Below are 23,611 nucleotides of genomic sequence, written 5' to 3'. Positions count from 1 at the left end.
TGAACCGACTGCGCGTGATGCTGGCGCGAGAAGACGAGGGTGTCGCCCTCGTGGCCGTGCTCCTGATCATGTTCGTCGGCGCTATTGCCGCCGTCCTCATTGCTGGAACCGTCATCTTCACGATTCAGTCGAACACTCAGAACAAGGCGTCCACACAAGCGTTCATCGCTGCAGAGTCCGGTCGGGATGCTGTGCTCGCCAACGTCCTGGCAAGCACGTGCACGCTCACTGCCTCGAACCCGCTCGGCAGTGCCGCCGGCCCGTTCTACACGGCACAGGCAGACCATTGCCCGAGCAGTACCGGAACTGACACATTCACGATCACGTCGACGGGATTCGACGTGAACGGTGACTCGACGAAGATCACAGCCGTGTATGAGCGTCTCGTAACGTATGAGAACCAGCCTGGCGGTTCTCTCGCGTACATCGACGGCACGTTCACGGTGACTCACGCGTCATATGCCGGCACCGTGGTCGTGCGTCATGGAGATTACGACTGCGGGACGAGCAAGTCGACCATCGACGGCGATCTCTGGGTGCTCAATGGCCAGGCGATTCTCAGCCAGGGGTGCACGGTCACGGGGAACGTCTACGCGAAGGGCAACGTGCAGATCGGCTCGAATAGTGTGACCGTCGGCGGCGGCATCACCACAGCAGGCAGCGTGGTGGCCTCCAGCACCAACGGACTGAGTGTGGGCGTGACTCCGCTGAACCCTCGAGTTACCGGTGACACCGACATTCGTGCGACGGGCGACATCAATCTCAGCAATGTCAAGGGGACGATCGCGGGCAACGTGACCGCCGGCGGCACCTACACGCCCGGCTCGAGCAGCCTGACCATCGGCGGCACGGCACAGGGCGGTCAACCCGATCCAGCGGTGTTCGTTCCCACGCTGCAGCAGGTCTACGACATGACCACGTGGGTCGATATCAGCGCGAATCGTGGGCAGTGGGGTGATGACGTCGAGTGGTACGACGTGCCCGCTGGCTCGTGCGCTGCAGATATGACGGCTCAACTCAAATCTGCGCTCCCCGCAGGCAAGACCCGCTGGGGCATCGACTATTCGTCGTGCGGCGGCGACGTCACTGTCACCATCGGCGGTTCCGTGGTCGTTCCGCACGACACCCTTTTTCTGATCCCGGGGAATCGCCGAGTCACGGTGAACATGGGCGGAACGATCACCTCTCCGGTGGGACAGACAACGCAGCTGTTCGTCATCCACGCCGATTCCGTTCCCGACCAGAAGCCGACGTGCGTCAACGGCCCTGCTTCCGACACGATGGTCGCCGTGCCCGAGACCGGCGTCAACCTGATGTTCTACACCCCTTGCGGGATCCCTAAGATCACCGGGAGTTTCAAGGACACGTTCCACGGTCAGTACTACTCAGGCAGTGCTGACGGCAGCAACTGGGTTCAGCCCGAGTTCACCTGCGTTCCGATGGCATGGCAGCCACTCGTCGATCTGAGTTGCAACTTGACGAGCTCCGACACGGGGCCCCACGGGACACTGGTGCAAGTGCAGAAGCCGATCCGCTTGACGCAGGCCGAGGAATAGTTGAGCCCGTGACTGCCTTCATTCTCATCTTCGCAGCCCTGTTCGGGCTCGCCATCGGATCGTTCCTCAACGTCGTTGCGTACCGTGTGCCGGCAAAGGTTTCGCTTATGCGCGAGAGCCGGTGCCCCGCCTGCGACGCACCAATTCGGGCGTACCAGAACGTGCCGGTGCTGTCGTGGATCGCGCTGCGCGCCAGGTGCTCGAACTGCAAGGCGCCGATCGCGAAGCGGTACCCGATTGTTGAAGCGATCACGGGGGTGGCGTTCGTAGTTGTGACGTGGTGGGTCATCAGTGGGGGAGCGGGTACTGGCCCTTCGTCTCGCGCCGGCTTCGCCGGGGCTCGCACAGGGACCTATTTGGATGACCCGAGTGTGTGGGTTGTGCTCGTTGGCTATCTCTACTTCGTGAGTTTGGCGATCGTGCTCACGCTCATCGATCTTGACGTGCATCGGCTGCCGAACAGCATCGTGCTGCCGGCATACCCGGTCACGCTCATTCTGTTCACGGTCGCGTGTCTGCTCGGTGCCGACTGGTCGAGCCTGCTGCGGGCAGCCGTCGGCGGCGCCGCGATGTATGTCTTCTACTTCATCGTTCGCCTGATCAGTCCGCGCGGCATGGGCGGCGGCGACGTCAAACTCGCCGGCGTGATCGGCCTGTATCTCGGGTGGGTCGGCTGGAGCACGCTCGTGGTGGGCGCCTTCGCCGCATTTCTGTTCGGCGGAGTCTTCGGCATCCTGCTGATTCTGCTGCGCCGCGCCGGGCGCAAGACGGCGATTCCGTTCGGACCGTGGATGCTGCTGGGCGCGTGGGCGGGGCTGTTCGCGGGCGCATGGGTCGGACGCTGGTATCTGGGGCTGTACAGCTGAGGGGAATGGAAGATGAGCAGATCGATCATCGGTGTGGAGATCACCGAGGAATGCGCGCGCGCGGTCGAAGTCACGACCGGCCGCACGCCGCAGATCGTCGCTTCGGGTGAAGCGCCGCTGCCGGCTGAGGCCGCGCACGACTCCGAAGTGCTCGACCCGGGCGCGGTGGCCCTAGCGATCCGCCAGCTGTGGTCGACGGCGAAATTCCGCTCGCGCAACGTCACGCTCGGCGTCGCAAGTCGACGCATTCTGGTGCGCGAATACACCACCACGGCAATGAAGCCCGACCTGCTGCGCAAGGCGCTGCCGTTCCAGGTGCAAGACCTGCTGCCGGTGCCGGTCAGCCAGGCCGTGCTCGACTATTACCCGATCTCACAGACCGGTGACCAGGTGCACGGTCTGCTGGTAGCTGCGGTGTCAGAGACCATCGAGCAGATCATCGCGACCTTCGCTCGTGCCAAGGTGCGCATCAGCGACGTCGACCTGACTGCGTTCGGGCTCGCCCGTGCGACGGCCGCTCTGGTGCCCACGGGCACGGGAGCGATCGTGTATGCCGGCGACCACACGACGCAGGTCGTCGTCACCAGAGACGGCGTGCCCGACTTCGTGCGCATAGTGCCTGTGGACCTTGCGACACCCGCTGTTCGCCGGCGCCAGATCGCTCCCACTGAGGAGGACGCCCTCGATGCCCTGCTGGCGGGTCGGCCCGCACAGGTGCCCGAGGCCGAGCTCGTGGCCGCAGGCGTCACACCTGTGCGCCGCAGCGGGCTGCGTGCGAGCGAAGCCGAGCGGCCGTATGGCGACTTCCTGGCCCGGGTGCGCAGCACGCTCTCGTTCTATTCGAACCGGCCAGATGCCCAGCCGTTCGACCAAGTGCTGCTCACCGGCCCCGGCGCAGTCATCGACGGCGTCGCCGAATCGCTCGCGGGCAGCGTCGAGGCGCCCGTGCGCCTGGTCGGAGCCACCGATCTGGCCGTAGGCCGGATGCCGTTGCCACCCGGTGAGCATGCACACGCGCTGGTGAGCACGCTCGGACTCGTTCTCGGAAAGGACCGCTGATGGCCCGCACAGCACCCGCCTTCGCCGGCGCCGTCGGCGGCGCCCCCCGCGTCAGCTTGCTGCCGCGCAGCGAGGTCGACCGCCGCGAGCGCGCCGTGCTCACCCGCAAATGGTTCTGGGTCGTGTTCGCCGCGATCGTGGTCGCGGCTGTCGCAATCGGCGCCGCGTTCGCATGGAGCCTCTTATCAACCCAGCGCTTGTCTGCGGCGCAAGCGCAGACGAACAGCCTGCTGACGCAGATCGGCAGCATGTCGGATGTCTCGTCCTCCCTCGCCGCCGAGCAGGAGCTGCAATCGTTCCGCGCCGACGCGATGGGCGGCGATTTCGCGTGGAAGCCGCTGTTGACGTCCGTCGAAGGCACCTTGCCCAAGGACGTGAAGGTGACCGGCTTCGACCTCGCCACCGGCGCACCGCCGAAAGCCGGCAGCGAACCGGCGAGCGAGGTCGGGCTCACCGGCACGCTCACCCTGACGAGCCCGAACGTCGTCGACATCGCGGGCCTCTCGCGCAAGCTCGCCACAGTCCCCGGCGTACAGCACGCTGACGCCCGTGCGACCAAGACCGCGAGCGGCACCGATGGGTTCGACTACACCGTTGACGTCACGTGGGACCAGTCGATCTATTCCGGTGCTTACGCGAAAGAGGCGAAGTGATGAACAAGCAGATCATCTCGCTCATCGGAGGTCTGGTCGCCGCTGGCGTGCTCGTGCTCGCCTTCGTCGCGGGCGTCGTGCCGCAACTCACCGCTGCGAACAGCACGAACGCACAGGCGGCACAGGTCGATGCCACGAACCAGGCATACCGCGCGCAGATCACCCAGCTGCAGAGGGCGAAAGAGAACATCGGTCAGACACAGGCCAGCGTCGCCCAGTTGCACACTCAGATCTCGGCTGATCCGCTGAACTGGCAGGTATTCCGTCAGATCGCCGTTGCCGCCGACGCGGCCAAGGCCACCGTGGAATCGATCGACGCCGACGACCCGGTCGCGTTCGTGCAGCAGGCCGCCCCCGTGCCCGCCGGCAGCCCGACGCCCGCACCAACACCAACTCCAACGCCGGCTCCGTCGCCTTCGGCGAACACGGATGCCGGGGCTGCGGCCTCCGGCACCGCATCGACAGCACCGGCCACTGCATCGGCCGACGGTCGCCTGCAGGTTCCGTTCACGATCTCGGTGACCGTGCCAGATGCGAAGGCCGCCATCGCCTTCTTGGATGGGCTGCGTAAGGGACCGCGGCTGATCGGCGTCGTCACCGCAACCGCGGCGTCGCAGAGCGCCGACGGTATCCGACTCGACGTCAACGCGCTGGCGTTCGCCGAGCCGACCAAGGAAGGAGCGGCGAAATGAGTGCCGATGATCTCACCCACCTGCTTACCGTCGGCGCGCGGCGCGCGGCATCCGACGTCCACATCACGGCGGGGCAGCCGCCTCTCATGCGCGTGGACGGTGACCTGGTGCCGGTTCCGGGCTATGAGGCGCCGCTGGCGACCGAATGGGTCGAAGACGTGGCCTACGGGCTGATGAGCCTCGAGCAGCGCGACGAGTTCCACGAGCAGCATGAGGTCGACCTGGCCCACGCCGAGCCGGCGATCGGCCGGTTCCGAGTGAACGTGTTCCGCCAGCTCGGTGAGATCGCGATCGCCCTGCGCTACATTCCCGAGCGGGTGTTCTCACTCGACGAACTCGGTATTCCGCAGATCGCCCGCGAGCTCGCACTGCACCCACGTGGCCTCGTGCTGCTGACCGGCCCCACCGGGTCGGGAAAGTCGACGACGCTGACAGCGATGGTCGACATCATCAACAGCACCCGCCCCGTGCACGTGGTCACGATCGAAGACCCGATCGAGTTTCAGCACACCAGCCGCAAGGCGCTGATCCACCAGCGCGAGGTCGGCAGCGACACCGCATCGTTCACCGAGGCGCTGCGCCGCGTGCTGCGGCAAGACCCCGACGTGATCCTCGTCGGCGAGCTTCGTGACCCCGAATCGATCTCGATCGCCCTGTCGGCGGCCGAGACCGGGCACCTGGTGCTCTCGACCCTGCACACTCAGGGCGCGGCAAAGGCCGTAAACCGCATCGTCGACGTCTTTCCCGCCGACCAGCAGCACCAGATCCGTGCACAGCTGGGCGACACGCTGCGCGGCATCATCAGCCAGACGCTGCTGCCGATGGCACAGTCCAACGGCCGCTGCATCGCGACCGAAGTACTGATCAACACGCCGGCGGTGGCCAACCTCATTCGCGAGGGTCAGGTCGCCCAGCTCTACACGGCCATGCAGGCAGGTGTCGGCGTCGGCATGCACACTCTTGATCAAGACCTGCGGCGGATGGTCTCGGAAGGGCTTGTGTCGATGGCCGTCGCCCGCACGTTCGCCGACGATCCGAAGTCGCTGGACGGAGTGGTCGTGCGCCACAAGGACTTCGACGCCGAATCGTGGTCGGTGCACGCCGATGAGCAGCTGGACGAATGGGGGACTCTCGCATGAGCATCGTGCAGGAGTTCGCGTACAAGGCCTTGGAGCAGACGACCGGCAGCGTCGTCAAGGGGACGGTCGAGGCATCCAACGAGTCGGCCGTCGCGGGCAAGCTGCGTGCGCAGGGATTGACACCACTCGACGTCTCGCTGTTGTCCAAGACCGGGCTGCACCGCGAGATCACGCTGCCGAGCTTCAGCAAGACGATCTCGGCCAAGTCGCTGGCCGTGTTCTCGCGGCAGATGGCGGCGCTGATCAACGCCGGCCTGCCGCTGATGCGCACGCTCGCGATTCTCACCGACCAGACCGCCGACAAGAAGCTCAAGCCCGTGCTGACGCAGGTCGCCGCCGACGTCGAGAGCGGATCGTCCTTCTCGGCAGCGCTCGGCCGGCACGGGCTGGTCTTTCCGCCGCTGATGATCTCGATCATCCGCGTCGGCGAGACTGGCGGCTTCTTGGGTCAGGCGTTGAACACGATCGCGGAGAACTACCGCAAAGAGGCGGAACTGCACGGCAAGATCCGCGCGGCGACGACCTACCCGCTTGTCGTGCTGATCATCGCGCTCATCGGCGTGGTGGTCATGGTCACTTTCGTCGTGCCGATCTTCGAGAAGATGTTTGCCGGATTGGGCAAGGCACTCCCGCTACCCACGCAGATTCTCGTGAACATCTCGCACAACATGATCTGGATCTTGCCGCTGCTGATCGTGCTGGTGATCGTGGGGTGGGTGTGGTGGGCGCGCAACCGCTACACCGACGGCTACCGGCGCGTGGTCGACCCGTTCAAGCTGAAGCTGCCGATCTTCGGCAAGCTGACCACCAAGATCGCCGTCGCCCGGTTCGCGCGCAACCTGTCGATGATGCTCGATGCGGGCGTGCCCATCATCCAGGCCCTGTCGATCGTGGGGCAGGCGTCGAACAACTGGAAGATCGAGCAGGCCGTGCGTGACGTGCAGGACTCGGTCCGGTCCGGCAAGTCGTTCGCGGCGCCCTTGTCGCGCGCCGAGGTCTTCCCCGAGATCGTGCCGCAGATGGTCGCCGTCGGAGAAGAATCAGGAACCCTCGCTGAGATGCTCGCCAGCATCGCGGACTTCTACGAAGAAGAGGTCGCCACCGCGACCGACCAGCTGTCGTCGATGATCGAGCCGATTCTGATCGTCGGGCTCGGCATCGTCATCGGCGGCATGGTGGTCTCGCTGTATCTGCCGATCTTCACGCTGTACGGAGACATCGCCAACCAACACTGAGAGACCGGGCTTCACGCCTGAATGACCGGATGCCGCGACCCGTGCGAGTAATGTGCGTAACCCTCCAGTGGTTGCACCCCCAGGCACACGCCGAGTCGCGGCATCCTTCTTCTCCTTCGCGTTGCGGGTGCTGGTGCACCCATTGACTTCGGTGTGGTTCTCCGCCATCCTCATTCGTAATCGAGTGGCTGATCGGACAGCAGATTCGGGGAGGCGGCCTTCAGGCTGTGGGACTGCGTTCGTGCAGCGGCTCTTTTCGATACTGGGATCGAAGGGGAAACGACCATGGAAAACAACGAAAACGCGGGCGCGGAGGCCTTGCCGGCGCTCGACAACACCGCGGGCCGCCGTTACGTCCTTGCGGAAGAGAAGGAGGTCGGCGCGCTGGTGCCCACCGTGTGGCCGTTCAAGGCCGAGTGGTTCGAATTCGCCGGTCAGGACGGGCTGGCGGAGTGGGAAGAGGCGATGCGCACCAAGGTCGGGATTCCGATCGATGCGCGCATGGCCTACAAGCCGGGGTGCGTGACGACATCGGGCTCCGGTGACGGCTGGGACGACTGCGACTACTGGGGCAACGGCTGCTGAGTTGTCGCACATCGGCATCCTGACGCAGGTCGGTGATCTGCACGCCGAATTGGTGGCGCACTGGATCAGGCAGGCCGGCGGTCGGGTGTCTTTGGTGTACGCCGACTGCGTGCCGGCAGAGGGCGGAATCAGTTTCGATCCGGCCCACGCGGCCAGAGCGCGGCTGCGGTCTGCCGACGGCGTCATCACGCCAGAGGATCTCGATCTGGTGTGGTGGCGTCGGGTCGGCAAAGCCCGCGTCCCCGAGCAGGTGCAAGATGCCGATGCCCGCGAGGTCGTCTCGAACGACAGCCGGGATTCGGTGGTGGGTCTGTTCCGGTCGGGCTTCCGCGGTGTCTGGGTCAGCGACCCGGACGCGACGAGGAACGCAGAGTTCAAGCTCGTGCAGCTGAGGGCGGCCGTCGACGTCGGGCTGCGGGTTCCCGCCACCCTGGTCAGCCAGGTGCCCGACGACATCCGGGAGTTCTGCGTGCGGGTCGGCGGCCGCATGGTCGTCAAACCCGTCGCGAGCACGATGGATGTGCCGTTACGGGCAGGTGTGCTCGAGCTGGAGGACCTGCCGGGGGATGACGCGCTCTCCCTTTCTCCCGCCATCTATCAGGAGTTCGCGCCGGGGTCGCAGCATCTGCGTGCCTGCGCGTGGGGCTCGACGGTCATCTGCGGGCGTCTCGAGTCGCCCATCATGGACTGGCGCACCGACCCGAGGCCGAGAGTGGACACTGCCGAGATCGACGCCGACACCGCGGGTCGCCTGTGCGCGCTCAACGACAGGCTGGGCCTCGAGATGGGGATCTCTGACCTGAAGCCGGCGGCCGACGGTGGGCCGCCGTACTGGTTGGAGGTCAATCCGCAAGGGCAGTTCCTCTTTCTCGAAGGGCTGGGCGGCCCGGAGGTCGCCAAGCCGTTCGCCGATTTTCTGCTCGCGCGTTCGGGTGAGGGTGCTGTCTGAGATCCGCTGCTGCATCGCGCCGAGGTCAGGCGGCAGCGTGCCGCGGTGACGCGGCATCCATCGCCGGCTTCAGCACCTCTTCGGCGAACCGGCGCAGCGACGTCGGGGTCGTGTTCTCGGGCGTGCGCGCGATGGCCCGATCGATGCCGCGCTCTTTGGCGACGTCCATGTCGACCAGCGCCTGGGCGACGGCCTCAGAGAACCCGTACCCCATGAACGCCTGCAGGTCGCCGGCGCGGTCGCCGCGCTCGTAGCGGATCGGAGTGCCCAATACCTCGGTGAGGATGCGCGCCGTGTCGTTCATCGACAGGTCCTCGGGGCCCATCACGCCGATCGTGTCCTGACCGGTCCAGGTGTGATCGAGCAGCAGCCGCACGGCGGTGGTCGCGATGTCAGCGGTCGCCACGGTGGGCAGCGCGAGGTCGCCCGGCAGGTTGCCGGTGAGGACGCCGGCCTGCAGTGCGGGGATCTGCCGCAGCAGGTTGTCGATGAACGTCGGGTTGGCCAGGGCGCGCACGTGCACACCGGTGGAGCGGAACAGATCTTCCATCGCGAGCGACGCGGAGATGTGGCCGCCGTAGATGCCGGTGCCGCGACCGAGGGCCGAGACGATGACCACGCGCTGGACTCCGTGGCGGCGGGATGCCTCGGCGCCGGGGATGCTCGCGGTGACGTACGCGTCATAGATGCTGGGGGCGGTGCGCTCGGCGGGCATCAGCCAGAAGAGCGCGTTGGCATCCGTCAGCGCCCGGTCGAGGACGGACGGATCGTGGTGCGATCCCGTGATGACGTCGAAGCGCTCGAGCGCGGCCGGGGGCAGCTTCTGCGGATCGCGGGCGATGACCCGCACGGGCTCGGGCTGGTCGAGCAGTCCGGTCAGAACTTTGCTGCCGATGTGACCGGTGGGGGCGGTGACGACGATCATGGGTATGGGCTCCTGTCGTGGGGGATAAGTAAACTATACTGTACCGTATACTTGAATGAAGGAGGGCACCATGGCGCGTCGCGGGGCGGTGCTGCGTGATCACATCCTCGAGCAGGCCAAAGAGGCCTTTCTCGAGGCCGGGTTCGAGCGCACGTCGATGGATGCCGTGGCCGCCCGCGCGGCGACGTCGAAGCGATCGCTCTATGCGCATTTCGCGACGAAAGAGGTGCTGCTGCTCGCCGTGCTCGACTATGTCGACGAGCTGTTCCAGCACCGGATGATGACCCCGGCCAGCTACGCGGACGACCCCGTCGACGCAGCCGCGCTCTACTGCGCGCGCTTTCTGCAGATGCTCGGCTGGGCGTCGCTGACCCAGACCTGTCGGCTGGGCATCGAGGTGGCCGTGCAGTTCCCCGACGCCGCCGCGCGGCTGCACGAGGTGTTCTTCGGTTCGACCACGGCGCGACTGGCTGATCATGTGGGGGCGTCGTACACACTGGATGCCGCAGCTGCGCAGTCGCTGGCGGGGGAGCTGCTCGGCGCCACGGTCTATCCCGAGCTGCCGCGGCTGCTGTTCGGCCTCAGCGAGACGCGGCCCGACGTGCCTGAGATCCAGACGCTGACGGAGGACGTTGATGTCGAGGCGATCCGTCGGCAGGTGGGGGTGCGGCTGGCGGGCGTTGCGGCGTGACGGGGTTTCCATCCCACGCCGGAAACCGCTGCCGCGTGACGAGCGCGCTGCGCAGCGCGGCGCGCGATGAGACTGCGCGAGCGGCGTGAGTCCGATGAGACGCGCGAGTCGCCTCGGCCGAACCATGTCTCACATCGAGACGCGCAACACCTCTTCGATCGTCGTCAGACCCGACGCCGCCTTCTCCCAGCCGTCGTCGCGCAGCGACACCATGCCCTGCGCCAGCGCCAGCTCACGCAGTTCGGTGCCGGTCGCATGCGCCACCAGACGCTGTTCGATCTCATCCGACACGCTCATGACCTCGTGCAGCGCGATCCGGCCGCGATAGCCCGTGTTCGAGCACGCGTTGCATCCGACCGCGCGATACACCTGCGAACCCTCCACCAGGTGCTCGGGCAGACCCACTGCTGCCAGGGTGTCGGCATCCGCTCCCAACGGCACTCGACACCGCGTGCACAACTGCCGCGCCAGCCGCTGCGCCACCACCGCCGACAGCGCCGTGGCCACCAGATACGGCTCCGTGCCGATCTCGGTGAGACGGGTCAGCGCACTGGGCGCATCATTCGTGTGCAGCGTCGAGAGCACCAGGTGACCGGTCAGCGCCGCCTCGATCGAGATGACGGCGGTCTCTTGGTCGCGGATCTCGCCGACCAGCACGACATCCGGGTCGCTGCGCAGAATCGACCGCAGTGCCGACTGGAATGTCAGCCCCGCACGCGGGTTCACCTGAACCTGATTGATGCCCGGAATGCGGAACTCCACCGGATCTTCGACCGTGATGATGTTCACCCGCGGATCGGCCACCGCACGCAACGCCGTGTACAGCGTCGTCGACTTGCCCGACCCGGTGGGGCCCGTCACCAGCACCATGCCGTGCGGCCGCGTGATCGCCGCGGTGAACCGTTCCTCGTTGGCGGTCGAGAACCGCAGATCGCTCATCGTCAGCAGCTGCGCCGACGTGTCGAGGATGCGCATGACGATCTTCTCGCCCCACACCGTCGGCAGGGTCGCCACACGCACATCGATCGTGCGTCCGTCGTGCGAGACGCTCAGACGTCCGTCCTGCGGCTTGCGCTTCTCGGCGATGTCGATCGACGACATGATCTTCAGCCGCGAGATGATGCCGTCCTGAATCGCCCGGTCGGCCTTCTGCATCTCGTGCAGCACACCGTCGATGCGGTACCGCACCGTCAGCTGCCGTTCACCGGGCTCGATGTGGATGTCGCTGGCACGGTCGTTGATGGCCTGCGAGATCAGCAGATTGACGAACCGCACGACGGGGGCATCGGCATCCTGCCCGTCCAGAGCCTCGGTGAACGCGATCGAATCCGTCTGATCGGCCGCCTCGCCCAGCTGCTCGGACAGGTCGCTGAGCTCTTCGTCGCTGCGCAGGTAGCGTTCGAACGCCTGCTCCAGGGCATCGGATGCCACGACCACCGGCTCGACCTGCAGGTCGGTGATGCTCGTCACATCGTCGATCGCGATGATGTCGGTCGGATCGAGCATGCCCACAAGCAGCCGCTCGCCACGTCGATCGAGCGGAATGATCTGATAGCGGCGACACAGCGCCCCCGACACCAGCGCGACGACCGTCGGATCCAGTGTGGCCCCGCTCATGTCGACGTAGCGGTACCCGGTGTGCACCGCGACGGCCTCGGCCAGCTGCGCCGGCGTGATCGCCCGCGAAGCCACCAGCTGCGCGGTCAGCTCGGCGCCGTCACCGTGTTGAGCAATCGCCTCCGACATCTCGGCCGCGCGCATCGCGCCGGTCAGCACGAGCGTCTGCGCGAGTCCTCTCACACGTGTCCCCAATCCCCGTCGCATTCCCGCGGTCAATTCCCGCGGTCAATCGCCGCAGTTCCCCAGGAACATCCTAAGCGGGTGGGCGTCCCGGCGCGCCCGCCGCGGCGGACGGCAGTACCTCCCGATCAGCCGGCGCGGTCCACGATCCGGCGCAGCGCCTCCAGAGTCGCCGCGACCGCCTGATTGCGCGGCCCCTCGTCGCGCACGACCGCCCAATACGACAGCGGATGCGCATACGCGTCGCGCAGCACCGGCACCACCCGGTCATCGACGTCGGCCAGAAAGTCCGGCAGCACCCCGATTCCGGCGCCGGCAGCCGTCGCCTCCATGTGCGCGAACACGCTCGTCGACCGGATCGACGGGGGAGAGGCCGGCAGCCGCAGGGTCGCAGCATCCAATTCGTCCACCTGCAGAGACGACTCCACGTAATAGATGACAGGATGCCGCGACAGCTCATCGAGCGAGGCCGGCGCGCCGTGGCGCTCAAGGTAGGACGGCGCCGCATACAGCCGCAGCGAATAATCGCACACCGGTGTCGCGAACGCACGGTGCACGACCGGGCGGCCGACCACGATCTCGAGGTCGACGCCCGACCGGTTCTGCCGCACACGCTGCGTGGCGGCCAGCAGCTCGATCGCCAGACCCGGATGCGTGCGCTGCAGCTCCACCATCGCCGGCACCAGGAACGCCGAGGTGAAACCCTCCGGCGCCGCCACCCGCACCATGCCCTGCAGCGAATCGCGGCCGGTGTCCTCACCCAGATCGTGCAGTGTCGATTCGATGGCCTCGGCCGCAGACAGCGCACGCCTGCCGAGCGCGGTGATCTCCCACCCGCTCGATGTGCGCACCAGCATCCTGCCGCCCATCGCGTCTTCCAGCCCCGCCAAGCGCCGCGACACCGTCGAGTGGTTCACACCCAGCACTTCGGCGGCGGCCGTGTAACGACCCAGCCGCGCGACGGCGAGCAAGGTCAGCAGCGCGTCGGGCTGAGGATCGGAAGGCATCCTCACAGTGTGCATCCGCGCACGGTGACCGTGCAACATTGCCGCCGCTGTGTGCATTGATCTGCAGTCGGACCGAGCCTATCCTGGCCATGACGCGGTGGTCACGATGCCGCCGCGCGGCACGTGCAAGACGTGCTTGCCGCAGTGAACCTGCGCTGGCAGGCGTGCGGCAGGCGCTGACACCTACAAGGAGGCAGGATGTCGACCATCGCGTGGATCGGGCTCGGTCATATGGGCGCGCCCATGAGTGCAAACCTCGTCGCCGCCGGACACACGGTGCGCGGCTTCGACATCTCTCCGGACTGCATCGCCGCCGCAGAGGCACGAGGCATCGGCACCGTCGGCAGCATCGCCGAGGCGCTGGACGGTGCCGACGCGTGCTTCACCTCACTGCCGATGCCGCAGCACGTGCGCGGCGTCTACGAGAGCGACGACGGCATCTGGGCGCACGCGTCGACCGACACGCTGCTGCTGGACACCTCGACCGTCGACGTCGAGACCTCGCGCTGGTGCCATGACGAGTCGGCGGCCCGCGGCTTCCACTTCGTCGACAGTCCCATCTCGGGCGGCACCGCAGGCGCCGAGGCGCACACGCTGACATTCATGCTCGGCGGCGACAGCGCCGACGTCGAACGGGCCGCGGTGTACGCGCAGGCGATGGCCGGTTCGGTGATCGCCTGCGGCGGGCCGACCGCCGGCATCGCCGCGAAGCTCGTGAACAACATGATGCTGTTCGTCTCGATGATGGGCGTGGCCGAAGGATCGCAGCTGGCAGAGCAGCTGGGCCTTGACCCCAAGGTCTTCTACAGCGTCGCCAACGTGTCGTCGGGCCAATCCTGGCCGCAGCGCACGTGGTACCCGGTGCCGGGCGTGGTCGACAGCGCCGCAGCCAACCGCAACTTCGACGCGACGTTCTCGGTCGACCTGGCCCGCAAGGACTGCGGTCTGGCCGTCAAAGCGGGCGAATCCACCGGCATGCACCTGCCGGCCGCCGAGCTCGCGCTCTCGCAGCTCGAGCAGCTGTCGGCCGAAGGCCTGGGCGGCAAGGACTGCTCGCTGGTGACCAAGCTCGTCACACCCGACGGCACCCTGCGCGGCTACACCCCCTGAGGTGCGCGGCATCCACACTCCACACGAAGGACACATCATGAGTACGACACTCCAGTCAACCCTCACCCAGATTCCGCACATCGTCGGCGGCCGGCGCATCGACCCCGCAGAGCGACGCGGAGCCGTCTACAACCCGTCGCTGGGCACCCAGACCGGCGAGGTCGGCCTCGCCTCTGCCGGCCTCGTCGCCGAGGCGGCCCGCGTGGCCGCCGAAGCGCAGAAGAAGTGGCGCGATGTGGGTCTGGTCAAGCGCGCGCAGCTGATGTTCCGCGTGCGCGACCTGATCGTCACCCGCGGCGAAGAGCTCGCCCGCATCATCACCGCACAGCACGGCAAGACCGTCGCCGACGCGCTCGGCGAGGTCACCCGGGGGCTGGAGAACGTCGAGTTCTGCACGGGCCTCATGCATCACCTGAAGGGCGAGTACTCCGAGCAGATCGCGACCGGCCTGGACGTGCACCAGGTGCGCCAGCCGCTGGGCGTGGTCGCCTGCATCACGCCGTTCAACTTCCCGGCCATGCTGCCGCTGTGGATGGTGCCCACCGCCATCGCCGCCGGCAACGCGGTGATCCTCAAGCCGAGCGAACGCGACCCCTCGGCCGCCGTGTGGATCGCCGACATCTTCCGTGAGGCGGGACTGCCCGACGGAGTGCTCAACGTCGTGCACGGCGACAAAGAGACCGTCGACGCGATCCTGGCCGACCCGATCATCAAGGCCGTCTCGTTCGTCGGCTCCACGCCGATCGCCAAGTACATCTACACCGAGGCCGCCGCGCACGGCAAGCGCGTGCAGGCCCTGGGCGGCGCGAAGAACCACATGGTGGTCATGCCCGATGCAGACCTGGATGCCGCAGCCGACGCGGCGGTGTCCGCCGGATTCGGCTCGGCGGGGGAGCGCTGCATGGCGATCTCGGCCGTGGTCGCCGTCGGCGGCGTGGGCGATGCGCTGGTGGCCAAGGTCGCCGAGCGCATGAAGAACCTGCGCATCGGCGACGGCTTCGACCCCGACAACGAGATCGGCCCGCTGATCACCGCCGCCGCGCGCGAGCGGGTGCGCGGGTTCGTCGACGGCGTCTCCGATGCGGGGGCGACCCTCGTCGTGGACGGACGTGAGCAGCAGTTCGACTCGGACGGGTTCTTCCTGGGCGCGTCGCTGGTCGACGACGTCACGCCCGGCATGGCCGTGTACGACGAAGAGGTGTTCGGCCCGGTGCTCTCGGTGCTGCGCGTGGACACCTACGACGAGGCCGTCAAGATGATCAACGAGAACCCGTACGGAAACGGCACGGCGGTGTTCACCCGCGACGGCAAGACCGCCCGCCAGTTCGAGTACGACATCGAGGTCGGCATGGTCGGCATCAACGTGCCGATCCCCGTGCCGGTCGGGTCATTCTCGTTCGGCGGCTGGAAGAACTCGCTGTTCGGCGACACGCACATGTACGGGCCGGAGGCGTTCAACTTCTACACCCGCCGCAAGGTGGTCACCAGCCGCTGGCCCGAGCCCAGCGAGAGCCAGATCAGCCTGGGCTTCCCGACGCACTGAGTCGCCCCCGGTCGTTGAGCGAGTCGGTGCTCAACGACCGGCGGAGCGCCACCAGGTGTCGTCGGGCGACACCGGCAGATGGCGTTTGTGCTCTGAAACCCGGTATTTCTGCTCAATGCGGGCAGCGGTCGCCGCATCCACGGGCTTGCCTTCGAGATAGTCGTCGATCTGCTCGTAGGTGAGGCCGAGTTCATCCTCGTCGGCGCGTCCGGGGCGGTCGTCGAGCAGGTCGGCGGTCGGGACCTTCAGCCAGAGTCGATCGGGTGCCCCGAGTTCGCGCAAGAGGCTCTTGCCCTGACGCTTGGTGAGGCCGGCCAGCGGCAGGATGTCGGCGGCGCCGTCACCGAACTTCGTGTAGAAGCCGGTCACCGCCTCGGCGGCATGGTCGGTGCCGACCACGAGGTGTCGGTCGGCGCCGGCCAGCGCGTACTGCGTGACCATGCGGATGCGGGCCTTGATGTTGCCCCGGTTGAAATCCGAGACGGATGCTCCCGAGGCCTGCTCGATGTCGGCCTCCACACCCTCCACGCCATGCTGGATGTTCACCTCGACCACCCGATCGGCAGAGATGAACTCGAGCGCCGCCGCCGCGTCATCCGCATCGTGCTGAATTTTGTACGGCAGGCGGACCGCGATGAAACCGGCCGTACCGCCGCCGGCACGGACGCGCTGGACGGCGAGCTGGGCCAGACGCCCGGCCAGCGTCGAGTCCTGTCCGCCCGAGATGCCGAGCACGAACCCGTTCGCGCCGGTCTCCATCAGATAGTCGGCGAGGAACTGCACCCGCCGCTCGATCTCGGTGGCCGGATCGATCTCGGACCGCACCCCGAGTGCCCGGGCGATCTCGTGCTGAAGAGTCATGTCCCTAGTCTGGTCTGCTCTCGGCGACACCGCGAACGCCGTGAGTCGCGTGTCAACGACCGGGTTGCAGTCCCGCGAGGCCGGCACGCGCACATTCCCGCCCAATCCCTGCCCGCGCACTACCATGTGACCATGGCAATCGCACGTCTCTCCGGCGGCCCGCTCGACGGGCAGATCATCCCGCTCGAACCGGGAGCCTCCGACTCGCTCATCATGCCGTACGGCGGTGGCCAGCTGGTCTATCGCCGCGAGGGCGCTGCGGCCAATACCGGAGCCCACGACGGACCCACCGAGACGCGATTCGTCTATGCCGAGGCGACCGAAGACATCAATCCCGACCCCGACGGCCGGGACGAGTGAGCTCGCAGCCGGAGCATTCCCTCGAGATCGAGCGCAAGTACGACGTCGACGACGGCGTGGTACTGCCGAACTGGCGCGCGCTGCCCGGCGTGGTCGGCGTCGACGCGCCCGAGCCGCGCGAGCTCGACGCCCGATACTTCGACACGGCCGATCTGGCGCTCGCCCGCGGGGGAGCGGCGGTGCGCCGCCGCGAAGGCGGCCCCGACGCCGGCTGGCACATCAAGGTGTCGGCCGTGGACGGCAAGCATGAATACCACTGGCCGTTGACGGTGGATGCCGCGGCCTCCGATTCTGCCGATGGCGGCGATGGCGGCGATGGCGGCGATGGCGGCGATGGCGGGACCGGCGGCGTTCCGGCCGCGGTGGCGGCAGCTCTCGCCGACCGCTCCGCAGGGCCGTTCGTGCCGATCGCCCGCATCCGCAACCACCGCGTCGCCTACGGGCTGCGCGATGTCGCCGGAAAACTGGTGGCCGAAGTCGTCGACGACCACGTCACCGCGCGCAACGAGCGTTCGGGCGGCGAGCAGTCCTGGCGCGAGTGGGAGGTCGAGCTCGGCCCGGCCGGCCCTGCGACCCCGGCCCAGATCGCGGCGTTCTTCACCGAAGTGGATGCACTGGTCGCCGCCGCAGGCGGCCGGGTATCGGCATCCCCGTCAAAGCTCGCCCGGGCCCTCTCTGCCTGACTCGCCCGGGCCTTCTCGGCCTGGCTCGCCCGGCCGCTCGGCACCCCCGCCGACCGTGCAGCGGGAGCGTATGGTCTCGCCACCGGCGCCGTGCGAGGGCGGGATCCGGGGGGTCCGATATTGGGGCTATCGCCGGCAAGCTCCTGAGGTCTAGTCTGAACCTCATTCTGGGGGGAGTTCGGCCGGTATTCCGCTGGTCGAGCCCCGTTTATGGATCAAAGGGGATTTCCATGCGCACGTCTCGAAAGTTCTTCACGCTGCTCGCTCTGGCCGGTTTCGCTGTGCTCGGCACCGCCGGGCCCGCATTGGCCGCACCGCCCGCGCGGTCGACCTCGGCTCAGCTGGTCGGCATCGTCCATCAGACGGGCGCCACCACCGCGACGGTCACGGCCCGGTACACCTGCACCGGCGGGGCCGACCAGACCCACCTGTGGATCTCGGTCAAGCAGACCGCGGATCGCACGGCCGACCCGATCCTGGCGACCGAGGGCTCGTCCCAGGCGTCAGCTGCGTGGAGTCAGACGCACGCCGGCGTGCTGGACTGCGACGGGATGAACCATGTCGCCACCTTCACCGTCGATCAGACCGAGCAGGGCTTCGGCGAGCTGGCGTCGGGGTCCGCGTGGGTGCAGTTCTGTCTGTTCGACGCGACGACCGGCTTCGAGACCCCGGTCAGCGACACGGGGTTCATGCTCGTGCGCTGACCGCCTCCGTGCGGGCGCGGCGTGTCGGCCGGCTGCGCCCGCGAGGCGCCGAGGGCGCCGCGAGAACGACCGCGGGTGCCGCCGGAAATCAGCGACGCCGCCCTCGGCTTCGAGCAGGGCGGCGTCGTTGGGTTCCCGGAATCCGGGAGACTGACCAACAGTCTAGAGGTTGATCATGTGTCCGGCCAGACCATGGAAGCCTTCTTGGAGGGCCTCCGACAGCGTCGGGTGGGTGTGCACGTTGCGGGCGGCCTCCAGAGCGGTCAGATCCCACTTCTGCGCGAGGGTCAGTTCGGGCAGCAGCTCCGACACGTCGGGGCCGACCATGTGGCCGCCCAGCAGCTCGAGGTGCTCGCCGTCGGCGATCAGCTTGACGAACCCGACCGGCTCGCCCAGACCGTTGGCCTTGCCGTTCGCCGAGAACGGGAACTTCGCGACCTTGACGTCGTAGCCGGCGTCGCGCGCCTGCTGCTCGGTCAGACCGAACGAGGCGATCTGCGGCGAGCAGAAGGTCGCGCGCGGCATCATGCGGTAGTCACCCAGCGTCATGGTCTCGGCACCGGCGATGGTCTCGGCGGCGACGACGGCCTGCGCCTCGGCCACGTGCGCGAGCTGCAGCTTCGCGGTCACGTCGCCGATCGCGTAGATGTGCGGCACGTTGGTGCGCATGTAGTCATCGATGTCGATCGCGCCGCGCTCGGTGAGGGCGACCCCGGTGTTCTCCAGGCCGAAGTTCTCGACGTTCGGCGCGAAGCCGACCGACATGAGCACCTTGTCGGCCTCGACCGAGCCGGCCACTCCGTCTTTGTCGGTGTAGGTGACGGTGACCTTCGAGCCGTCGTCAGTGACCGTCTCGACCTTGGTCGAGGTGAGGATCGGGATGCCGTAGCCCTTGTACTGCTTTGTGATCTCCTTCGAGACCTCGGCGTCTTCGTTGGGCAGCGCCCGGTCGAGGTATTCGATGATCGTGACCTCGACGCCGTAGTTGCGCAGGACGAAGGCGAACTCCATGCCGATCGCGCCGGCTCCGACGATGACGATCGACTTCGGCAGCTCGCGCGTGAGGATCTGCTCCTCGAACGACACGATGTTGCCGCCGATGGTCACACCCGGCAGGCTGCGCACCTTCGAGCCGGTCGAGATGATCGCGTTGTCGAACGTGACCTCCTCGGTGGACCCGTCGGACTTGGTCACGGTGATCGCGTTCGCGCCGGTGAAAGAGCCGCGGCCGTCGTACTCGGTGACCTTGTTCTTCTTCATCAGGAAGTGGATGCCCTTGACGTGCGTCTCGGCCACCTTGCGGCTGCGGTCCCACGCGACGCCGAAGTCGAAGTGCACGTCACCCGAGATGCCGAACAGCTCGGCCTTGTGCAGCACCTGGTGCGCGAGGTCGGCATTCTTCAGCAGAGCCTTCGAGGGGATGCAGCCCACGTTCAGGCACACACCGCCCCAGTACTTCTCTTCGATGATTGCGGTGGAAAGACCCAACTGAGCGCTGCGAACGGCCGCGACATACCCGCCGGGGCCGGCGCCGAGGATCACGACGTCATAATGTGGCATGCCTTCCAGCCTAGCGGTCGCCGGCACGGCTCGAGCGGGTGACCAGGAGCACGATCACCGCTGCCACGATCACCACCACGCCCCCGCCGATGATCCAGGGCAGCATCCCGTCCGATGAGCCGGTGGGAGCGGTCGTGGCGGGAGCTGCGTCGCACGACGACGCGGGGGATGCCGCAGCCGCCCCCGATCCCGACACGGTGAAGGTGAAATCGCCCGAGACGGGGTGGCCGTCGCGGGAGACCACGCGCCACAGCACCGTCACCGGACCGGTGGATTCTCCTGCGATGGGCTGGGTCACCACGTTATCCTGCAGTTGCAGGGGGCCGTCGTTGATGACTTTGCACGAGGCATCCATCACCTTGACCTGGTTGGCGTCGGAGCCTGCGTCATCCACGGTGTCATTGAAGGTGAGGGTCACCGCGGTAGGCAGAGACGAGACCGTCGCCCCGTCCTGAGGGCTGGTCGACAGCAGCTGATCGTGTGCGAAAGCGGGTCCTGCGACGCCGAGAACGGCGAAGGCGGCAAGAACGGCGGCGGCGATGACAGCGGGGATCCTCACGGGCGGGAGCCTACCCGCCTGCGCTGAGGGCCGGGCCGGACCGAGGCTCGGGACGGTGTTCGAGTGGACAGCGGCACCCGCCGTTCAATAGGGTCGACTATCGGCGCTATCCGCTCTCGCAGCGGAAGCGCGATCGGTTAGTCTGGGGGGAAAGGAAGGACGACCGTGGACGATTTCCGTCGACCCGACGCGGGGGGCATTCATCGTGGCTCCGGGGCGTCGCGCAACAGCGACGCGACCCAGACGTTCGGCCACGACTCTGATCTGTCGTTCGTGCCGTTCGGCAGCGATCTGTCCAGCGCCGAGCTCGCCGCGATCGACGCGTTGCCTTCGGGTGTGGCGCTGCTGGTGGTCCGGTCGGGCCCCACTGCCGGAGCCCGCTACCTGCTCGACACCGACGTCATGACCGTGGGGCGGCATCCCGAAGCCGACATCTTCTTCGACGACGTGACGGTGTCGCGACGTCATGCCGAGATCACCCGTGACGGCAAGCGCTTCGAGATCGTCGACCAGCGGTCGCTGAACGGCACGTATGTGAACGGCGAGCGCGTGGACCGTGCGGCACTCGCCAACGGCGCCGAAGTGCGCATCGGCAAGTTCAGATTGAACTTCTTCGTCTCTCCCGCTGATCTCGAGCAGGTCGCGGAGAGCTGATGCCCGCCTCACCCGCACCCCGCCGCGCCGCGGCCGGGGGCGCGCTGAGCATCGGTCAGGTCCTCGCTCGCCTCAGCCCGGAGTTTCCCGCACTGACGGCCAGCAAGCTGCGCTTTCTCGAAGTGCAGGGGATCGTGACGCCGATGCGCACCGCGTCCGGATATCGCAAGTTCACGCCCGAGAACGTCGAGCGGCTGCGGCTCGCGCTCACGCTGCAGCGCGATCACTATCTGCCGCTGGCGCGCATCCGCGCGTACATGGAGGATGTCGACGCCGGCCGTGCGCCCGCATCGCCCACCTCCGTGCCGCCCTCGATCACACCCACCGCCCGCCGCTACCGGCGCGCCGAACTGCTCGCGGCAGCGGGAGCGGCGCCGCAGCTGCTGAACGACGCGGTCAGCACCGGCATGATCCCCGGCGCGGACACATACGACGAGCAGGCGCTGGCCGTGCTGCGTGCACTCGTGGCGCTGGATCGGCACGGCATCGAGCCGCGCCATATGCGGGGCATGCGTCAGGCGGCAGAACGCGAGGTCGCGCTGATCGAGACGGCGCTGGCACCGCTGCTGCGTCGCACCGACTCCACATCCCGTGGGCGAGCCGGCGAGCTGGCCCCCGAGCTGGCGGCTCGGCTGGGCGAGGTGCGCACGGTCTTCGTGCGCCACGCGATCGATCGACTCGTCCAGTGACGGGGGCGCGCACGGAGCCCTCCGCACGGGGCGGCCGAGCCGCGACACGGGGCGGCCGAGCCGCGAAGGTGCGCGACACGCGACCGGCTCCACGCCGGAGGTCGTTGCCGGGAGGAGGATGGTCCTCTAGCGTGGGGGAAGGTCCATTGGACTTCGGAGAAGGGGGATCTCGATGACCGCGGATGAAGCGGCAGGCGAGCATCGATTCGGCGTCGATCTCCTGTTCACCGACGGGTTGCCCGCCATGGACGACGAAGTCGGCTATCGCGGTGCGGTGGCCGCGCGGGCGGCCGGCATCACGTACCGGCAGCTGGACTACTGGGCGCGCACCGAACTCGTCGAGCCCACCGTGCGCGGAGCGAGCGGATCGGGATCGCAGCGCCTGTACGGATTCCGCGACATCCTGGTGCTCAAGCTCGTCAAACGGCTGCTCGACACCGGAATCTCACTGCAGCAGATCCGCACGGCCGTTGAGCAGCTGCGGGTCGCCGGCATCCGTGACCTGGCCGGCACGACGCTCATGAGCGACGGCGCCTCAGTGTATCTGTGCACCTCGAACGACGAGGTCATCGACCTGGTCAGCCGCGGTCAGGGCGTCTTCGGCATCGCCGTCGGCAAGGTGCTCACCGAGGTCGAATCGACATTGCTCGAGTTCGACCCGCAACGGCCCGACCCGGTCGACGAGCTGGCGGCCCGTCGCGCGCAGCGCACCGCCTGACCGCCGCCCGGCCTCTGCCGTCCTGTGCCCGCAGTGCGCGTGGCACTTGGTGTCGAAATCATATGACTTCGCCGGCGACACATGGGTTTGACGCAAATTTGATGTGTGCGCGTCGAGATCACATGATTTCGACGCGGGGGCGGGGCGGGGCCGCGGGGCGAGCGCGGCGCGCGGTCAGGCTACGGGGAGGCCGTCGGGCGACGGGATGCGGCCGGTGCGCATGATGCGATCCAGCAGCTGGTCGAAGTCCGCCGCGAGCTCCTGGGCCGAGTCGCCCGGCCAGATGTGCAGCGGCTTGGCCGCGCCCTGCGCCTGCTGCAGCGACGTGCGCTCGGGCAGCTGCGGGGACAGCACCAGCGGGCCGAACATGTCGCGCAGCTCCTTGATGCGGAACTGGTGCTCGATCGACTGCGGGCGCACGCGGTTGACGACGATGCCCAGCGGCTGCAGGCGCGGCGAGAGGCCGCGGCGGATCTCTTCGATCGCGCGCAACGCGCGGTCGGCGGCGGCCACGGAGAACAGGCCCGGCTCGGTGATCACGATGACACGATCACTGGCAGCCCACGCCGTGCGCGTGAGCGCATTCAGCGACGGCGCGCAGTCCACGAGCACGAGGTCGTAGTCGGCCTCGACGGCGGCGAGCGCCTCTTCGAGCTTCCAGACGTCGCGGATGCTCGGGTGCGGACCGTCGAAGTTGATGGCCGAAGGGCTGCCGATCATGACATCGATCGTGCCAGGGTGCACCTTGGTCCAGCCGCTGGAAGTGATGGCCTGGCGTACGACCTTCTCTTTCGGGCTGGCCAGCACATCGGCGACGTTCAGGCGGCCTGCCACCTGGATGTCCATCCCCGTGGAGACGTCGGACTGCGGGTCGAGATCGACAACGAGCGTCTTGACACCCCGGGCGAACGCCGCGGAGGCGAGACCGAGGGTCACGGTTGTCTTACCGACACCGCCCTTGAGGGAGCTGACCGAGAGGACGTGCACAAGGCTCTACGTTACCGTCCCCTAGG

Annotated in this window: 25 protein-coding genes; 18 read left to right on the top strand and 7 right to left on the bottom strand. The window is 67.5% G+C overall.

Features of this window, described 5'->3' with window-relative positions; all coding sequences use genetic code 11:
* Window positions 1-50 precede the first annotated feature (50 nt).
* From QU603_RS09940 to QU603_RS09900, 9 genes are all read left to right on the top strand, one after another.
* A complete protein-coding gene (locus tag QU603_RS09940) occupies window positions 51-1,556 on the top strand; it encodes a bactofilin family protein (protein ID WP_308491234.1) in 1,506 nt (501 codons plus the stop codon).
* 8 nt (window positions 1,557-1,564) lie between these two features.
* Entirely contained in the window at window positions 1,565-2,422 is an 858-nt protein-coding gene (locus tag QU603_RS09935; protein WP_308491233.1) for a prepilin peptidase, read from the top strand.
* Window positions 2,423-2,434: 12 nt separating this feature from the next.
* Window positions 2,435-3,481: a type IV pilus biogenesis protein PilM gene (gene pilM / locus QU603_RS09930; protein ID WP_308491232.1), complete on the top strand. Its 1,047-nt coding sequence runs from the start codon at window positions 2,435-2,437 to the stop codon at window positions 3,479-3,481.
* Complete coding sequence (locus tag QU603_RS09925) at window positions 3,481-4,134, top strand: hypothetical protein (RefSeq protein WP_308491231.1); 654 nt, start codon at window positions 3,481-3,483, stop codon at window positions 4,132-4,134. Before pilM ends, QU603_RS09925 begins: the two co-directional genes overlap by 1 nt.
* Window positions 4,131-4,826 carry a hypothetical protein gene (locus QU603_RS09920; protein ID WP_308491230.1) on the top strand — a complete coding sequence of 232 codons (696 nt, stop codon included), beginning with the start codon at window positions 4,131-4,133 and terminating at the stop codon, window positions 4,824-4,826. The genes QU603_RS09925 and QU603_RS09920 overlap by 4 nt, the downstream gene beginning before the upstream one ends.
* Window positions 4,823-5,965, top strand: a complete 1,143-nt coding sequence (locus tag QU603_RS09915) for a type IV pilus twitching motility protein PilT (protein WP_308491229.1) — start codon at window positions 4,823-4,825, stop codon at window positions 5,963-5,965. Before QU603_RS09920 ends, QU603_RS09915 begins: the two co-directional genes overlap by 4 nt.
* A complete protein-coding gene (locus tag QU603_RS09910) occupies window positions 5,962-7,200 on the top strand; it encodes a type II secretion system F family protein (protein WP_308491228.1) in 1,239 nt (412 codons plus the stop codon). Before QU603_RS09915 ends, QU603_RS09910 begins: the two co-directional genes overlap by 4 nt.
* Window positions 7,201-7,485: 285 nt before the next feature.
* Window positions 7,486-7,785, top strand: a complete 300-nt coding sequence (locus QU603_RS09905) for a hypothetical protein (protein ID WP_308491227.1) — start codon at window positions 7,486-7,488, stop codon at window positions 7,783-7,785.
* Window position 7,786: 1 nt separating this feature from the next.
* Window positions 7,787-8,734 (top strand): ATP-grasp domain-containing protein, encoded by a 948-nt coding sequence (locus tag QU603_RS09900; RefSeq protein WP_308491226.1) that lies wholly within the window; start codon window positions 7,787-7,789, stop codon window positions 8,732-8,734.
* Between the two features lie 25 nt (window positions 8,735-8,759).
* Here QU603_RS09900 and QU603_RS09895 read toward each other — a convergent pair whose 3' ends face one another.
* The gene (locus QU603_RS09895; RefSeq protein WP_308491225.1) at window positions 8,760-9,659 is read right to left on the bottom strand and encodes an NAD(P)H-binding protein; all 900 of its coding nucleotides are present in this window, start codon (window positions 9,657-9,659) and stop codon (window positions 8,760-8,762) included.
* Between the two features lie 70 nt (window positions 9,660-9,729).
* Here QU603_RS09895 and QU603_RS09890 point away from each other — a divergent pair, with 70 nt between their 5' ends.
* Window positions 9,730-10,350, top strand: coding sequence for a TetR/AcrR family transcriptional regulator (locus QU603_RS09890; protein ID WP_308491224.1), 621 nt, complete (start codon window positions 9,730-9,732; stop codon window positions 10,348-10,350).
* A 129-nt stretch (window positions 10,351-10,479) separates the two neighbouring features.
* Here the strand turns inward: QU603_RS09890 and QU603_RS09885 are convergent, their stop codons facing one another.
* Both QU603_RS09885 and QU603_RS09880 read right to left on the bottom strand, forming a co-directional pair.
* Window positions 10,480-12,150, bottom strand: coding sequence for a GspE/PulE family protein (locus QU603_RS09885; RefSeq protein ID WP_308491223.1), 1,671 nt, complete (start codon window positions 12,148-12,150; stop codon window positions 10,480-10,482).
* Between the two features lie 128 nt (window positions 12,151-12,278).
* Complete coding sequence (locus QU603_RS09880; RefSeq protein ID WP_308491222.1) at window positions 12,279-13,157, bottom strand: LysR family transcriptional regulator; 879 nt, start codon at window positions 13,155-13,157, stop codon at window positions 12,279-12,281.
* A gap of 198 nt (window positions 13,158-13,355) precedes the next feature.
* On the opposite strand from QU603_RS09880, the gene QU603_RS09875 reads away from it, so the two are divergent.
* A complete protein-coding gene (locus QU603_RS09875; protein ID WP_308491221.1) occupies window positions 13,356-14,267 on the top strand; it encodes an NAD(P)-dependent oxidoreductase in 912 nt (303 codons plus the stop codon).
* 37 nt (window positions 14,268-14,304) lie between these two features.
* Window positions 14,305-15,810, top strand: a complete 1,506-nt coding sequence (locus QU603_RS09870) for a CoA-acylating methylmalonate-semialdehyde dehydrogenase (RefSeq protein ID WP_308491220.1) — start codon at window positions 14,305-14,307, stop codon at window positions 15,808-15,810.
* 30 nt (window positions 15,811-15,840) lie between these two features.
* On the opposite strand, the gene nadE is transcribed toward QU603_RS09870, so the two are convergent.
* The gene (nadE, locus tag QU603_RS09865; RefSeq protein WP_308491219.1) at window positions 15,841-16,671 is read right to left on the bottom strand and encodes an NAD(+) synthase; all 831 of its coding nucleotides are present in this window, start codon (window positions 16,669-16,671) and stop codon (window positions 15,841-15,843) included.
* Window positions 16,672-16,803: 132 nt separating this feature from the next.
* Between nadE and QU603_RS09860 the strand changes: the two genes are divergently transcribed.
* The 3 genes from QU603_RS09860 to QU603_RS09850 all read left to right on the top strand — a co-directional run bounded on the left by QU603_RS09860 (window position 16,804) and on the right by QU603_RS09850 (window position 18,418).
* Window positions 16,804-17,031, top strand: coding sequence for a response regulator (locus tag QU603_RS09860; RefSeq protein WP_308491218.1), 228 nt, complete (start codon window positions 16,804-16,806; stop codon window positions 17,029-17,031).
* On the top strand, window positions 17,028-17,714 hold the full coding sequence (locus QU603_RS09855) for a CYTH domain-containing protein (RefSeq protein ID WP_308491217.1): 687 nt from the start codon (window positions 17,028-17,030) through the stop codon (window positions 17,712-17,714). The genes QU603_RS09860 and QU603_RS09855 overlap by 4 nt, the downstream gene beginning before the upstream one ends.
* A 230-nt stretch (window positions 17,715-17,944) precedes the next feature.
* On the top strand, window positions 17,945-18,418 hold the full coding sequence (locus tag QU603_RS09850) for a hypothetical protein (RefSeq protein ID WP_308491216.1): 474 nt from the start codon (window positions 17,945-17,947) through the stop codon (window positions 18,416-18,418).
* A gap of 162 nt (window positions 18,419-18,580) precedes the next feature.
* Here the strand turns inward: QU603_RS09850 and lpdA are convergent, their stop codons facing one another.
* Together lpdA and QU603_RS09840 are read right to left on the bottom strand one after the other, a co-directional pair.
* Window positions 18,581-19,978: a dihydrolipoyl dehydrogenase gene (gene lpdA / locus QU603_RS09845; RefSeq protein ID WP_308491215.1), complete on the bottom strand. Its 1,398-nt coding sequence runs from the start codon at window positions 19,976-19,978 to the stop codon at window positions 18,581-18,583.
* A 10-nt stretch (window positions 19,979-19,988) separates the two neighbouring features.
* The gene (locus QU603_RS09840) at window positions 19,989-20,537 is read right to left on the bottom strand and encodes a copper resistance CopC family protein (RefSeq protein ID WP_308491214.1); all 549 of its coding nucleotides are present in this window, start codon (window positions 20,535-20,537) and stop codon (window positions 19,989-19,991) included.
* Window positions 20,538-20,702: 165 nt separating this feature from the next.
* Here QU603_RS09840 and QU603_RS09835 point away from each other — a divergent pair, with 165 nt between their 5' ends.
* The 3 genes from QU603_RS09835 (at window position 20,703) to QU603_RS09825 (ending at window position 22,598) form a co-directional block, all read left to right on the top strand.
* Window positions 20,703-21,191, top strand: a complete 489-nt coding sequence (locus QU603_RS09835; protein WP_308491213.1) for an FHA domain-containing protein — start codon at window positions 20,703-20,705, stop codon at window positions 21,189-21,191.
* Window positions 21,191-21,880 (top strand): transcriptional regulator FtsR, encoded by a 690-nt coding sequence (ftsR, locus tag QU603_RS09830; RefSeq protein WP_308491212.1) that lies wholly within the window; start codon window positions 21,191-21,193, stop codon window positions 21,878-21,880. Before QU603_RS09835 ends, ftsR begins: the two co-directional genes overlap by 1 nt.
* 172 nt (window positions 21,881-22,052) lie before the next feature.
* Window positions 22,053-22,598 carry a MerR family transcriptional regulator gene (locus tag QU603_RS09825; protein WP_308491211.1) on the top strand — a complete coding sequence of 182 codons (546 nt, stop codon included), beginning with the start codon at window positions 22,053-22,055 and terminating at the stop codon, window positions 22,596-22,598.
* 174 nt (window positions 22,599-22,772) lie between these two features.
* Here the strand turns inward: QU603_RS09825 and QU603_RS09820 are convergent, their stop codons facing one another.
* Window positions 22,773-23,585: a ParA family protein gene (locus QU603_RS09820; RefSeq protein WP_308491210.1), complete on the bottom strand. Its 813-nt coding sequence runs from the start codon at window positions 23,583-23,585 to the stop codon at window positions 22,773-22,775.
* Window positions 23,586-23,611 lie beyond the last annotated feature (26 nt).

The sequence above is a fragment of the Microbacterium terrisoli genome, assembly GCF_030866805.1.
GTDB classification, from domain to species: Bacteria; Actinomycetota; Actinomycetes; order Actinomycetales; family Microbacteriaceae; genus Microbacterium; species Microbacterium terrisoli.
Note: the sequence above shows the minus strand (reverse complement) of the source record. Positions and strands in the feature narration are given on the sequence as shown.

Bases quoted from the DNA above. Each gene is read 5' to 3' on its own strand.
- pilM (WP_308491232.1), top strand. From the start codon at position 2,435: ATGAGCAGATCGATCATCGGTGTGGAGATCACCGAGGAATGCGCGCGC.
- QU603_RS09925 (WP_308491231.1), top strand. From the start codon at position 3,481: ATGGCCCGCACAGCACCCGCCTTCGCCGGCGCCGTCGGCGGCGCCCCC.
- QU603_RS09915 (WP_308491229.1), top strand. From the start codon at position 4,823: ATGAGTGCCGATGATCTCACCCACCTGCTTACCGTCGGCGCGCGGCGC.
- QU603_RS09910 (WP_308491228.1), top strand. From the start codon at position 5,962: ATGAGCATCGTGCAGGAGTTCGCGTACAAGGCCTTGGAGCAGACGACC.
- QU603_RS09905 (WP_308491227.1), top strand. From the start codon at position 7,486: ATGGAAAACAACGAAAACGCGGGCGCGGAGGCCTTGCCGGCGCTCGAC.
- QU603_RS09895 (WP_308491225.1), bottom strand. From the start codon at position 9,659: ATGATCGTCGTCACCGCCCCCACCGGTCACATCGGCAGCAAAGTTCTG.
- QU603_RS09890 (WP_308491224.1), top strand. From the start codon at position 9,730: ATGGCGCGTCGCGGGGCGGTGCTGCGTGATCACATCCTCGAGCAGGCC.
- QU603_RS09880 (WP_308491222.1), bottom strand. From the start codon at position 13,157: ATGCCTTCCGATCCTCAGCCCGACGCGCTGCTGACCTTGCTCGCCGTC.
- QU603_RS09875 (WP_308491221.1), top strand. From the start codon at position 13,356: ATGTCGACCATCGCGTGGATCGGGCTCGGTCATATGGGCGCGCCCATG.
- QU603_RS09870 (WP_308491220.1), top strand. From the start codon at position 14,305: ATGAGTACGACACTCCAGTCAACCCTCACCCAGATTCCGCACATCGTC.
- nadE (WP_308491219.1), bottom strand. From the start codon at position 16,671: ATGACTCTTCAGCACGAGATCGCCCGGGCACTCGGGGTGCGGTCCGAG.
- QU603_RS09860 (WP_308491218.1), top strand. From the start codon at position 16,804: ATGGCAATCGCACGTCTCTCCGGCGGCCCGCTCGACGGGCAGATCATC.
- QU603_RS09850 (WP_308491216.1), top strand. From the start codon at position 17,945: ATGCGCACGTCTCGAAAGTTCTTCACGCTGCTCGCTCTGGCCGGTTTC.
- lpdA (WP_308491215.1), bottom strand. From the start codon at position 19,978: ATGCCACATTATGACGTCGTGATCCTCGGCGCCGGCCCCGGCGGGTAT.
- ftsR (WP_308491212.1), top strand. From the start codon at position 21,191: ATGCCCGCCTCACCCGCACCCCGCCGCGCCGCGGCCGGGGGCGCGCTG.
- QU603_RS09825 (WP_308491211.1), top strand. From the start codon at position 22,053: ATGACCGCGGATGAAGCGGCAGGCGAGCATCGATTCGGCGTCGATCTC.